This is a genomic window from Brevibacillus reuszeri, from assembly GCF_001187725.1.
In the GTDB taxonomy this organism is placed as follows: domain Bacteria; phylum Bacillota; class Bacilli; order Brevibacillales; family Brevibacillaceae; genus Brevibacillus; species Brevibacillus reuszeri.
The window spans coordinates 361630-374611 of record NZ_LGIQ01000007.1; the positions used below are offsets into that span (position 1 = coordinate 361630).

13 protein-coding genes and 1 other annotated feature are annotated in these 12982 nt (G+C 48.3%); of the genes, 12 read left to right on the top strand and 1 reads right to left on the bottom strand.

Annotation, left to right across the window (positions count from 1 at the left end; translation table 11 throughout):
* The first annotated feature begins 42 nt into the window (after window positions 1-42).
* From ADS79_RS11430 to ADS79_RS11480, 11 genes are all read left to right on the top strand, one after another.
* Window positions 43-327 carry a YlmC/YmxH family sporulation protein gene (locus ADS79_RS11430; protein WP_049738530.1) on the top strand — a complete coding sequence of 95 codons (285 nt, stop codon included), beginning with the start codon at window positions 43-45 and terminating at the stop codon, window positions 325-327.
* 134 nt (window positions 328-461) lie between these two features.
* A complete protein-coding gene (gene pgeF / locus ADS79_RS11435) occupies window positions 462-1289 on the top strand; it encodes a peptidoglycan editing factor PgeF (RefSeq protein ID WP_049738531.1) in 828 nt (275 codons plus the stop codon).
* 23 nt (window positions 1290-1312) lie between these two features.
* Window positions 1313-2011 (top strand): YggS family pyridoxal phosphate-dependent enzyme, encoded by a 699-nt coding sequence (locus tag ADS79_RS11440; protein WP_049738532.1) that lies wholly within the window; start codon window positions 1313-1315, stop codon window positions 2009-2011.
* A 46-nt stretch (window positions 2012-2057) separates the two neighbouring features.
* Window positions 2058-2483: a cell division protein SepF gene (locus ADS79_RS11445; RefSeq protein ID WP_049738533.1), complete on the top strand. Its 426-nt coding sequence runs from the start codon at window positions 2058-2060 to the stop codon at window positions 2481-2483.
* Between the two features lie 30 nt (window positions 2484-2513).
* The gene (locus ADS79_RS11450) at window positions 2514-2777 is read left to right on the top strand and encodes a YggT family protein (RefSeq protein WP_049738534.1); all 264 of its coding nucleotides are present in this window, start codon (window positions 2514-2516) and stop codon (window positions 2775-2777) included.
* A gap of 13 nt (window positions 2778-2790) precedes the next feature.
* The gene (locus ADS79_RS11455; protein WP_049738535.1) at window positions 2791-3564 is read left to right on the top strand and encodes a YlmH family RNA-binding protein; all 774 of its coding nucleotides are present in this window, start codon (window positions 2791-2793) and stop codon (window positions 3562-3564) included.
* 100 nt (window positions 3565-3664) lie between these two features.
* Window positions 3665-4150: a DivIVA domain-containing protein gene (locus ADS79_RS11460; protein WP_049738536.1), complete on the top strand. Its 486-nt coding sequence runs from the start codon at window positions 3665-3667 to the stop codon at window positions 4148-4150.
* A gap of 102 nt (window positions 4151-4252) precedes the next feature.
* Window positions 4253-4521, top strand: a binding site (T-box leader).
* 68 nt (window positions 4522-4589) lie between these two features.
* Window positions 4590-7373 (top strand): isoleucine--tRNA ligase, encoded by a 2784-nt coding sequence (gene ileS, locus ADS79_RS11465; protein ID WP_049738537.1) that lies wholly within the window; start codon window positions 4590-4592, stop codon window positions 7371-7373.
* Between the two features lie 161 nt (window positions 7374-7534).
* The gene (locus ADS79_RS11470) at window positions 7535-8296 is read left to right on the top strand and encodes a TraR/DksA C4-type zinc finger protein (RefSeq protein ID WP_049738538.1); all 762 of its coding nucleotides are present in this window, start codon (window positions 7535-7537) and stop codon (window positions 8294-8296) included.
* A 17-nt stretch (window positions 8297-8313) separates the two neighbouring features.
* The gene (locus tag ADS79_RS11475; protein ID WP_049738539.1) at window positions 8314-9432 is read left to right on the top strand and encodes a mandelate racemase/muconate lactonizing enzyme family protein; all 1119 of its coding nucleotides are present in this window, start codon (window positions 8314-8316) and stop codon (window positions 9430-9432) included.
* A 15-nt stretch (window positions 9433-9447) separates the two neighbouring features.
* A complete protein-coding gene (locus ADS79_RS11480) occupies window positions 9448-10836 on the top strand; it encodes an MFS transporter (RefSeq protein ID WP_049738540.1) in 1389 nt (462 codons plus the stop codon).
* An 84-nt stretch (window positions 10837-10920) separates the two neighbouring features.
* On the opposite strand, the gene ADS79_RS11485 is transcribed toward ADS79_RS11480, so the two are convergent.
* Entirely contained in the window at window positions 10921-11394 is a 474-nt protein-coding gene (locus ADS79_RS11485; RefSeq protein WP_049738541.1) for an NUDIX domain-containing protein, read from the bottom strand.
* Between the two features lie 315 nt (window positions 11395-11709).
* Between ADS79_RS11485 and ADS79_RS11490 the strand changes: the two genes are divergently transcribed.
* Window positions 11710-12963: an LCP family protein gene (locus tag ADS79_RS11490; RefSeq protein ID WP_236699950.1), complete on the top strand. Its 1254-nt coding sequence runs from the start codon at window positions 11710-11712 to the stop codon at window positions 12961-12963.
* Window positions 12964-12982 lie beyond the last annotated feature (19 nt).

Here is a 12982-nt window from a genome sequence, read left to right on the forward strand (position 1 = left end):
ACTCATATACTGAAAGTAACGGAGAAAAGTAGGTGAGGGAGAATGGTGAAAATCTCTGACTTCCAGACCAAAGAAGTGGTAAACATTCTGGATGGGAAACGGCTGGGTCAAATCTCTGATCTTGAGATTGATCTGCGTCATGGACGTGTGGAGGCCATCGTCATACCGGGACCAGGCAAGTTTCTCGGTTTCTTTTCTTCCGGGAACGACTACGTCATCCCTTGGCGCAATATCGTCAAAATCGGGAAAGATGTGGTGCTGGTACGTATGGAGGAAACATTGAAGGTTGAAGCGAGAACCTCTGGTGGAGATGAATACAGGGAGTAGGGAAAGAAAGGCGGAAAAGCGCCTTTTTTTCGCTTTTAGAAAAGGAGTTCGTAGATGGCTGCAGATGGTAAGCCACGTTTCTCTAATCTTCGCGGCTATGGTATGATAAGCCATATGAGGAAGGTGAGAACAACATGAGAGAACCGTTTGTTATGGTAGAGGAGAAGCCATTCTTACGTTTGCTGGAATGGGAGAGCCGCTTTCCAGGATTAGTGGCCGGGTTTACGATTCGCGCGGGTGGGGAAAGTGAACAACCGTACGGATCTTTTAATATGGGATTGCATGTAGGGGATGAGCAGGAGCATGTTGTGTCCAATAGGCAAAAGCTTGCACAAGAGGTAGACATGCCTTTTTCCGCATGGACGTGTGCAGATCAGGTGCATGGAAATCGCGTATGCCAGGTGATGGCGGCAGGAGCAGGCAAAGATAGTCTGGATGACGTGATCAAGTCTACCGATGGTTTGTTTACCGGACAAAAGGGTGTTCTGCTGACTTCCTTTTATGCTGATTGCGTTCCGTTATACTTCCTGCATCCTGCTACGGGTGCGATTGGCCTTGCTCATGCTGGCTGGAAAGGTACAGTGGGGAGAATTGCCGAGGAAATGGTGAAATCCATGCAGGATCAATTTCAAGCTAAGCCGGGAGAGCTGCTTGTAGCGATTGGTCCTTCAATTGGCGGCTGCTGTTATGAGGTGGACGATCGGATCATCACACAAGTGCGAGCAAGCGCAAAAGACTGGGAAGCGGCAGTCACAGCGTCCCAAAATAATCGATACATGCTTGATTTACGCCAACTAAATACCGCCATTTTACTCGAATCGGGCATTGTGCGCGAACAAATCATGACGACAGATTGGTGTACAAGCTGCCGCACGGACATGTTTTTCTCGCATCGCAAGGAAGCTGGCATCGCTGGTACTACAGGACGGATGGCTTCGTATATCGGCTGGAAGGCTGTGTAGAAACAAAGAGAGGGGAAAGAGTCATGACAAACGAGCAACAAGCGATAAAAGACAGGCTGGAAGCGATTGAAAAAAGAATACAAGCTGCTTGTGACCGGGCAAACCGCAAACGCGAAGAAGTGAAAATTATTGCCGTGACCAAGTACGTTGATGCAAAGGCAATCGGCGATTTACTGGATGTCGGAATTATGGATATTGGGGAAAACCGCGTGCAGGATGCTCTCCCTAAGCATGAGCTGCATGGTGACAGAGGCGCGTGGCATTTCATTGGGCATTTGCAAACGAACAAAGCCAAAGAGGTGGTAGGTCGTTTTCCGTACATCCATTCGCTGGATCGTGTGTCACTCGCACAAGAGCTGAATAAGCGTGGGGAAGCACTTGATACTGTCGTAAATTGCTTTTTGCAAGTCAATATTTCCGGTGAAGAGACAAAATTTGGGCTTAGTCCCAATGATGTATTGGCTTTTTTGCGTGAAACCAGTAATATGAAACATATAAAGATCATTGGATTAATGACAATGGCGCCTGTTGTCGATAATCAAGAGGAGGCGCGTCACGTATTCCGGGGTCTTTATGAGTGGAAAGAGCGCATCAATGAGTGGGCGTTCCCGCATGCGCACATCGAGGAGTTATCGATGGGCATGTCCAGTGACTTTGAAGTGGCAATTGAAGAGGGAGCTACATATATCCGTCTTGGCTCTGTATTGGTCAAGCCGGAATAACTACGTGAATCAAACCAGCCGAGCAAGCTAGAGAGGAGGAAAAAAGATGGGTGTCATGAACAAGTTGATGGGGTTTTTGGGTTTGGAGAACGAAGAATACATCGAGGAAACGGTACACGAGGAACACGAAGACAATGATTCCTCCAATAAAAGGCAGCCAGCTAGCCAAAGCCGGGCGAACAACGTAGTACCGTTTCAAGCGCGGGAAAAGGAGGGGATTCGTTTGATCCTCTGTGAACCCCGTCACTATAGTGATGCGCAGGATATCGCTGACAATCTTCGTCATCGCAGACCAGTAGTAGTGAATCTGCACCGCGTAGAGAAGGATCAAGCGAAACGAATCATCGACTTTTTGAGCGGAACGGTGTATGCGCTGAACGGCGATATTCAAAAAGTGGGAGATACCATTTTTGTATGCACACCTGATCATGTAGACATTCAGGGGACCATCTCCAGCGTATTGGAAGAATAGCGATTCAACGACGAAAAAAAGGGTGAGCCAATGGGTTACTTGTTGACGGTTATTAATTTTGCTTTTACCGTTTATCAATTCATGATTATTGCGTACATACTGATGTCCTGGGTTCCTCAAATGCGAAGCACAGGAATCGGGCAACTATTAGAGCGATTGGTTGAGCCATATTTGGCACCGTTTCGCCGCTTCATCCCTACACTTGGATTCATCGATATTTCCCCGATCGTAGCTTTGATTGCTTTGCGCTTGGCATACGATGGACTGTTTACTATCTTGGTGAAATTGATGTAGGCGAGTGAAAAACATGAGTGTATTCGATCATTTTGCAAAAGAAGAACGTCCTTTTGTAGAACGGGCGCTGGAAATGCTTTCGCTGGTAGAGCGCAAGCAGGCCATGCGCCTTACTGATTTTGTGGACCCGAGACAGCTGAGTATTTTTCAAAGCCTCGTTTCGCAAGTACAGGATGTCAGCGTGTCGGCAAGTGGCGGCTATGAAGGAGCAGAACGTGTGCGGGTTATTTTGCACCCGGATTATCTGCTCCCGGAGCCTGAGGATTATCGAATTGTGCTGCTGGGCATAAAGGCAGATCAACGATTTCACTCACTGGAGCATCGCGATGTCATGGGAGCATTGCTGAACGCAGGGCTAAAACGGGAAAAATTCGGTGATATGTTCACTGATGAAAAGTATTGTTACTCGATCGTGGTAGAGGAAGTCGCCGATTATGTTTGCACACAGGTGACACAAATCCATCGTACATCTGTCCAATTCGAACGGGTCTCGTGGGACCAATTCACACCACCAGAGCCGCGTTATATGGAAAAAACGATTACGGTTCCTTCCCCGCGAATCGATGCCGTTTTGGGCGAGGTGCATAATCTCTCACGGGCGAAAGCGCTTGTCCCGATTCGTGCCGGGAAGGTCAAAGTCAATTGGAAAGCAGTTGAAGACCCTTCGCACCAGCTACGGGCTGGAGATATGGTGTCTATGGCGGGCTTTGGCCGCTTTAAGCTGCTTGAGGTAGCAGGTCCAACTCGCAGCGGAAGAATTCGCATGATCGTTGGACTGGTTACATAGGATGAAGCATTAACGCAAAAATTTGTAAAATCCGGCAGGAAACAATAGAAATCCTGTCGAAAACATAAGTACGAATTATCGGGAAAAGTGGGGGATTCATGTGCCATTAACGCCATTGGATATACATAACAAAGAATTCAGCACAGGCTTTCGCGGTTACAACATCGACGAGGTGAACGAATTTCTCGATCAGGTGATCAAGGATTTTGAACTCCTGATTAAAGAAAAAAAGGAAGCGGAAGAGCGCGTCGCAATTTTGAATGAGCGCGTCGATTACTATAAAAGCTTGGAAGAGAATTTGAGCAAATCAATCCTTGTTGCCCAAGAGACAGCAGAGGATGTCAAATCCAATGCTCGCAAGGAAGCGCAGCTGATTTTGAAGGAAGCAGAGAAAAATGCAGATCGCATCGTTAACGAAGCACTTGCGAAATCCCGCAAAATCGCGATCGAAATTGAAGAGCTGAAAAAACGGGCATCCGTTTACCGCATGCGTTTCCGTACATTGCTTGAAGCTCAACTCGAAATGCTTGAAAATGGTGCTTGGGATGATATCGAGCAAGCGGATTCAGCGGTAGCGGTTGAATAAAATATTGACGTTCCGTTTAAGATGATACTATAATGAAAGACAAACTTTTTGGATTACAAATAATGATATGTGGCAGCGAAATACCAACACAATCAGTTGCTACAGTTGACGATGACTGGGAAGAGTAGGCGATTAGGCACTGCTTAGAGAGTCGGGAACAGGTGAAATCCCGACCAGTTGCAATCGCACGAAAATCACCCGTGAGTCCAATACCCGAAACTCTGCTTTTTATCTGGATCAGATGACAGCAGACGAGTAAGTGAGCGCGTCATTCCCGTTACGAATGAGACAAGTGGAGCGTTTTTATTGACTTTTGCCAATGAAGTCGCTCAATCAGGGTGGTACCACGGGAGTCTTCTCTCGTCCCTTTTTTCGAAGGGATGAGCGAGGGCTTTTTATTTTATCAGGTTTTCTAAACTATTTAGGAGTGAATCAGGCCATGGATTACAGCAAAACCTTATCGCTACCAAAAACGGATTTCCCAATGCGCGGTAATTTGCCCAATCGCGAGCCGCAAATGCAGGCTGCATGGGAAGAAATGGATATTTACAAGCAAGTGCAGGAGCGTACTGCAGGCCGCCCATCTTTCATTTTGCATGATGGTCCTCCGTATGCGAATGGAGATATTCATATTGGTCACGCCTTGAATAAAATTCTCAAGGATTTCATCGTACGTTATAAATCGATGGCAGGCTTCTGTGCCCCTTATATTCCAGGCTGGGATACACACGGATTGCCGATTGAGCAAGCGATTGTCAATGCACAGGGACTCGATCGTCGCAGCATCGAAGTGAACGATTTCCGCAAACGCTGCGAGGAGTATGCTTGGTCTTACATCGATAAGCAACGTGATCAATTCAAACGTCTCGGAGTTCGCGGGGATTGGGAAAACCCTTATGTGACACTGCTTCCTGAGTATGAAGCCAACCAAATTCGCGTCTTTGGCGAAATGGCGAAAAAAGGCTATATTTACAAAGGTCTGCGCTGTGTATACTGGTCTCCGTCTTCTGAAACAGCTTTGGCCGATGCTGAGATCGAATACAAGGACAAGCGCTCCCCATCCATCTACGTCAGCTTCCAGGTTGTAGACGGTAAGGGCAAGCTGGACACAGATACAGGTGTAGTGATCTGGACGACTACTCCGTGGACGTTGCCTGCGAACTTGGCGATTTCCCTCCATCCTGAGCTGGAATACAGCGTAGTAAAAGTCGATGATCGCAAATTCCTGGTCGCAAGCGGATTGCTTGAAGCTGCTGGCAAGGAAATCGGCTGGGAAAATCCAGAAGTACTGGCTACTTTTAAAGGGCAAGAACTTGAAGGCGTACTGACCCAGCACCCATTCTATGAGCGTACATCCCTGCTTATCCTGGGTGAACACGTAACCTTGGATGCTGGTACTGGCTGCGTACATACCGCACCAGGACACGGGGAAGATGACTTCAACGTTGGACAAAAGTACGATTTGGGAGTGCTTTGCCCAGTCGATCATGAAGGAAAAATGACCAATGAGGCACCTGGCTTCGAAGGTCTGTTCTATGAGGATGCAAACAAAGTAATCACAGAGAAGCTGAAAGAAACAGGAGCGCTCCTGAAGCTGAGCTTCTTTACTCACTCCTATCCGCATGACTGGCGCACCAAAAAGCCGGTTATTTACCGCGCGACCGAGCAGTGGTTTGCATCAATCGACGGCTTCCGTGAGCAAATGTTGGAGGCCATCAAGAACGTAAAATGGATTCCGCATTGGGGCGAAACCCGTCTGGCAAACATGATTGCAGACCGTGGTGACTGGTGCATTTCCCGTCAGCGCGTATGGGGTGTTCCGATTCCGATTTTCTATTGTAAATCATGCAATGAGCCGATCATCAATGACTTGACGATCAATCATATTGCCGATCTGTTCCGCAAAGAGGGCTCATCCGTCTGGTTCGCTCGCGAAGCTAACGAGCTGGTTCCAGAAGGTCTTTCTTGCAGCAAGTGCGATTGCAAAGACTTCCGCAAAGAAACCGATATTATGGACGTTTGGTTCGATTCTGGCTCCAGCCATCAGGCTGTACTGAGAGAACGCGGACTGAGCTGGCCAGCTGATCTGTATCTGGAAGGCTCTGACCAATATCGTGGATGGTTTAACTCTTCCTTGTCGACCAGTGTTGCCGTCTACGGAACTGCTCCGTACAAAGGCGTATTAAGCCACGGATTTACTTTGGATGGAGAAGGACGCAAAATGTCCAAGTCGCTTGGAAATACCATCGTGCCACAAAAGGTTATCGACAACATGGGTGCCGATATTTTACGTCTGTGGGTAGCATCGGTTGACTATCAGGCAGACCAGCGTATTTCCGATGCGATATTGAGCCAAATTGCAGAGGTCTATCGCAAAATCCGCAACACATTCCGTTTCTTGCTCGGTAACCTCGATGGTTTCGATCCGGCAAAAGATCGTGTAGACTACGAGCAGCTTGGTGAGCTGGATCGTTATGTACTGGCGAAAGCAGCAAAAATGGTTAGCCGCGTGCGCAAGGCGTACGACGATTACCAATTCCATACGGTATTCCACGCAGTTCGTAATTTCTGCGTGATTGATCTGTCTGCATTCTATCTCGATATTTGTAAAGATCGTCTGTATGTGGAAGCTCCAGATAGCCAAAAACGCCGTGCAGCACAAACAGTGATGTACGATTGCCTCGTGAGCCTGGTGAAGCTCGTTGCTCCACTTCTGCCACATACGGCAGACGAGGTTTGGGCATTCGTACCAGGTGTTGAAGAAAAGAGCGTACAACTGACAGATATGCCGGAAGCGAACGAGCAGCATCTTGGCTTCTCTGCAGATGAAGAAAGTAAATGGGATGCTTTCCTTGAAGTACGTGATGAAGTGCTTAAAGCGATGGAAGAAGCGCGCCGCAACAAAGTATTTGGTAACTCGGTAGATGCGAAGCTTGCGCTCTATCCGCAAACAGAGGAAGTAGCGAAAACGTTGGCAGCGATGGATGATTTGGCTGACCTGTTCATCGTGGCTGACGTGGATCTGCATGCAAACACTTCTTCTGCACCAGAAGAAGCAGCACAGCTGGAAGGAATTGCAGTCGTTGTTTCCGCAGCAGATGGCGTCAAGTGCGAACGTTGCCGTGTAGTCAAAAAAGATGTGGGCTCCCGTGAGTCACATGCGTCCATTTGCGGACGTTGTGCCGATATTGTGGAAGAACACTATGCTCATGTAACAGAATAATACGCAGTACAAAACACAAACCTGTCGTCCAAGTGGATGGCAGGTTTTTTCTTTTGGCTAGGCTGCCAGCAGTTGCTTTGCACAAGCTTTTGGTGGGTTATTTACATGGCTGCAAAGACATACTACCTGTTGAGGAAACCAAACGAAGGTGGTGGATGGGCATGGACCAGAATAAGATCGCCAGCTTCAGGCAAAAGCTGCTTGAACAAAAGAAGGAACTAGAAGATCGCGTTCAGGATCATTATGGCATGAGAGAACCGATGACAACTTCGTTGCAGGAGTTTTCTATGTATGATAACCATCCCGCAGATATTGGCAGTGAAATGTTCGAGCGGGAAAAAGATTTGGCTTTGGACAGTCTGGACAGAGAGACGCTCAAGGAAATTGATCAGGCCCTGACGCGAATGGACGAGGGGTCATATGGCATCTGTACCGTTTGCGGCGAAGCCATCCCTGAAGAGAGGCTAGAGGCACTGCCACAGGCGCAAACGTGCAAGGAGCATGCACCAGCTCCAAACATCAATGACTCGCGTCCGATCGAAGAAGAGTTTCTGCAGCCGCCGTTCGGCAGAACCTCCCTCGATGAGAAGGAAGGACAGAATGGCTTTGATGGAGAGGATGCCTGGCAGATCGTCGAGGCGTGGGGGACTTCGAGTACACCTTTTTCCTATGTGGATAACGACAAGACTGATTACAAAGAAATGTACATTGAGAGTGATGAACCTGACGGATTTGTCGAAGCTGTAGAAGAAATCGGCTACACCGATATCGAGGGCTATCACGGTCCAGATAGCGTCCATTTCATGCGCAGTGGCACGTACGAGGAATACATGCGCAAGGGCGAGGGCAAGGGAAATTATCTTGATTACGATGACTATGAAGAAGAAAGAGCAGAACGGGAAGGGCGGAACGACTTGTTGTGACAGGGATAACGCCTGCTATGCAGATTGAACGTGTTGAGACGTATCCGCTCCTGCATCGTTTATCCCAAGCGTACGGCGATGCGAATGGATACAAGCGGTATCGGACGTCGTATCTGATACGGGTGATCACCCGATCGGGGATTGATGGCTGGGGCGAAGTGATAGACTGGCTTCCTACCTTGGATAAAGGGTTTCGAGAACGAATTGTCCCGTATTTGCTCGGAAAGCAAGCAAGCAATCGGATAGCGCTCGTTGATGTGATCAGCAAATGGCATCAGCGTTCTGCGGCAGGAGTCAGCATGGCTCTAACAGAAATCGCCGCCAAATCGGCTGGGATGTCCGTTTGCGAGCTATGGGGAGGAAAGATTCACTCCACTATTCCAGTTTACGCCTCGTTTCAATCCTATACGGAGCGCGAAGACTGGATACAGCTATCTATCCGTAGGGTCCAAGAGCAGGTACAGGCTGGCTTTCAGCACATAAAAGTAAAAATTGGCGGAAGAGCATATTATGAAGATCGTACCCACATTGATTCAATGATGAAGAGCTTGCCGGGAAATATACAGGTGGCAGTCGACGCCAACCAAAGCTACGATATGGCATCTGCAGCAAGATGGAACCCTATTTTCTCGCAATACGGGAATTGGATGTGGCTAGAGGAGCCGATGCCGATGGAGCGAGTGGGAGAGTACGTCAAGCTTCGCGCCGCGTTGTCGATTCCTCTAGCTGGAGGCGAAAATCTGGTTCGCTGTGCACAATTTCTTCCGCTCTACAAAGAAGGAGCCATAGATATTGCGCAGCCCGATTTGCTGCATACCGAAGGAATCGAAGCGTTTCGAACCCATCTGCAGATAGCACGAGAGTTTGGATATCGCGTTTCACCGCATTCCTTTGATGGCAGCCTTGCCAGATTGTACACTTTATTTGCTCAGGCGTGCTTGTTGCCATGGTCCAAAATGGATGAGGATCAGATTGAGCCGGTTGAGTGGGATGTCATGGAGAATCCATTTACGTATCTGTTTCCAGTCTCGGTTGTCAATGGCAGTGTGTCTATTCCGGATGGTGTTGGGATTGGCGTAGAACCGAATTGGGAGATTATAAACGCAGCGCGCTGGGATGGCAGCGTCTATGCGTAAGATGAGGAGTTTCGTATGGCACAAAATGCGAAAAACCTGATAGGCTTGATGGGAATTCCACTGGTGATGGTACTTGGCAACTCGATGCTGATACCTGTTTTGCCGACAATGAAATCCAAGCTGCACCTGACTTCCTTGCAAACCAGCTTGTTAATCACAGCCTTTTCCATCGCAGCAGGAATTGTCATTCCGCTCGCAGGGTACCTTTCAGATCGCTTCGGGAGAAAAATTGTGATTATCATTGCACTCGGCTTGTATGGAATTGGCGGATTGGTAGCGGGTCTTTCTGCTTTATGGATCGACAAACCGTACATGCTGATTATGGGCGGGCGAGTTTTGCAGGGGATAGGAGCAGCCGGTACAGCGCCGATTGCGATGGCCCTGGTTGGTGATCTGTTTGATGGAGCATCCGAGAGCAGGGCATTGGGTCTGATGGAGACATCGAATGGATTGGGCAAGGTACTGAGCCCGATTTTTGGATCGCTGCTCGCGCTCATTTCCTGGTATATGGTTTTTCTGGCATTCCCGATTATTTGTGGGGTCATCCTTGTCCTCTTTTTGTTTTTGACTAAAGAAAAGAAGCAGGATAAACAGCCGTTGCCGATCAAGCAGTACGTTCATTCGATCGGACAAGTGTTCAAGCAGCACGGAAAGTGGCTGGTTACAGCTTTTTTTATCGGGAGCATCTGCCTTTTTACGCTGTTTGGTGTGTTGTTTTATCTCTCTGATCTACTAGAAGAAAAATACAAGATCGATGGTGTAATAAAAGGCGGATTTTTGGCAGTGCCATTGCTGGTGATGAGCATAGCGGCGTATTTAACCGGACTCGTAATCAAAAAGAAGCTTACGCTGATGAGGCTTTTTGTCATCGTGGGAATGTTTATGCTGGCAGCATCGTATGTCCTGGCTAGCTTTGTCAAAGGCGCTTATGCGCTCATTGGAATTCTTGTCATCGGCAGCCTGGGCACAGGTCTAATCCTACCATGCCTGAACAGCATGATTGTTGGAGCGGTACAAAAGTCCGAGCGAGGAATGATTACATCACTGTACAGTGGTGTCCGTTTTATCGGTGTAGCTGTCGGGCCGCCGATTTTTACGTGGCTACTCGGTATTTCTCGCACCGTCATGTTTAGCACAATCGCAGGGCTATCACTGGTGTTTGCGATTGTTGCGATATTCTTTCTAAAACCGAAGCAGGCCGCAAGCCAATCCCAAGGGTCGGCTGAGCAAACCCAAGAAGAACGGGAGACACAAGCCTGGCGGCATATTTCGGAGGTACTTGGCATCGAACCGGAGACGCTGGAGACCAAACGCAGAGATCATGCCGTCGAGAAGTTCGGTTTTGATCCAAATGAGCTAGTGAAGCGGGTACTCACAGGCAATAAGGAAAAAGAAAAAAATTAACAGGCATCCCTGCCTCTGGCACGTGAGCATAAAACGTGTCGGGGGTATGGAAATGCCTGTTTTTTTTTTGAGGAGAATCTGAAATTATGGAGCAGCAAATGGATGACGCAATGCCTGCTCGAGCGAGAGGGGGTAAATATCGTCATACAGGAGACGGCTAAAGCTGGGATCACCCTTGACAGTGCGAGGAATCTCTTCAAAAAACAGAGCCCCTTCCACATCATTTCCCGACGGATGCGGATTAAAGTCCAAAGCTTTGGCTACGTAAATATCTTTCCTCATATCTGTGGCAATCGTATACTGTCCGATCCGTTCCAGCCCGTCCAAAATGGCGCCTGTTTCCTCATAGACTTCACGAACAGCAGCAGCTAAACTGCTCTCTCCTGGCTCCACCTTTCCCCCAGGCAACTCGATTCCTCGGGTACGATGGCGGGTAAACAACAGCTTTCCTCGCCAGAAGGCAAAAATAAGGACATGATGTGCTGCGTGCTCTCTATACTCCGCTGCATCAAAAGTCAGCGTTACAGGCAAGCCAAAGTCATCGATAAAAGCGTACACGACCTGTTCTCCTTCGTTTTCACAGTTTTCATTACTGATAGACTACCTGTTTCATTTCGCAAGCGCAAGAACCTTCCGTCTATCTCTTTGCTACCCCTTCGCCATGATTCTACAAATAATCGGCAGATTGTGGTAAAATGGGACAAATGTTTTCCAGAAAAATAAAATAACTCAAAATGCCAAAATGGACGCCGAAACGAGAAAAGGAGTGATTCAAAAAACGTGCTCTCCAAAAATGAAAAACCCCCTATCCCAGCAAAGTCAACGCGAAAGAAGAAAAAACGCGGAACGCGAAGCACTCGGATGTACGTACTATTGGCTAGTTGTCTTATGCTCTGTTTGCTGGCAATAGGAGTGGGCTATGCCCTCAGGGAAGTTGACAAAACGCTTGAAACCGTAACAGATGACCCATACAAGCTGCCGGATCAGACTGTCGTGGAGCAGCCGTATGAAGGCAAGAAGGCTCTTTCCTTCGTCATCGTCGGAGTCGATACACGCAAAAATATCGGGATGCTAAACACAGACGTGTTGGTAGTTGCCGTAGCAAACCCGGTCACGCAAAAGCTCACGATGGTTTCATTGCCGCGTGACACCAGGGTCCAGATTCCCGGCTATCCCGGATATCACAAGGTCAATGAAGTATTTGCACTCGGAGAAAATATAAAGAAGGAAGCGGAAAGCAAGGGAAAGCCTGAGACAGAAAATGGCATGACCTTGCTCAAAAAAACATTGCAGCACATGCTTGGTATTGATGTTGAACACTATGTGCAGCTTGATTTTGACGGCTTTACAGCTGTGATTGATAAACTCGGTGGAGTCAAAGTAGATGTGGATCGCGATCTTGTGTACGAGCTGCCAAAAGAGGGAGTCTACCGCAATTTGAAAAAAGGGACACAAGTGCTAAATGGTGAACAAGCACTTGGATTCGTCCGACATCGTCTCGACAGACGCGGAGAAGCATACAATTCCAGTGATTTCGACCGAAACAGGCGTCAGCAGCAGGTCATCCGCGCGGTCGCGGACAAGGTCGTTTCCGTGGATGGTCTCTCCAGTTTGACTGCGGTTATGGAAGCAGTCGGCAAGCATATTAAAACTGACTTGTCCAAGGATCAGATTAAAGGACTGGCGCTCGATTTCGGTAAGGTAAATTCCGAAAATATGATTTCGCTGGAAAATGGCGCCTTCTGGAGCTCACCCTACTCGCTTTGGCCCAGTGAAAATATGCAAGCCGTTCGCAATACACTACGGACCGAGATGGGAGAAAATGAATCTCTAGCCACTGCTGAGCTGAGCAACGCGGCCGTAGCAGAGGTAGCGAAAGCAGAGATGAAGGCGAATCCAAAGCCAGCTACACAGCCAAAGCCTGCAACGACAGTAAAAGAGCAGCCCGCCACTCAGAAGCCGGCAACGCAGAAGCCAGCACCAAAGCCATCAACACAACCGGCACCGGCAGACAACAATCCAGAACCAACAAATCCAGAGACACCAGCAGATATGCCACCACCTGATATTCTCGCCCCGCCAGCACCAGTGACGGATTATACAAACAGTGCTCAAAACGGAGAATAGCCAATAGCTCACCCACCCA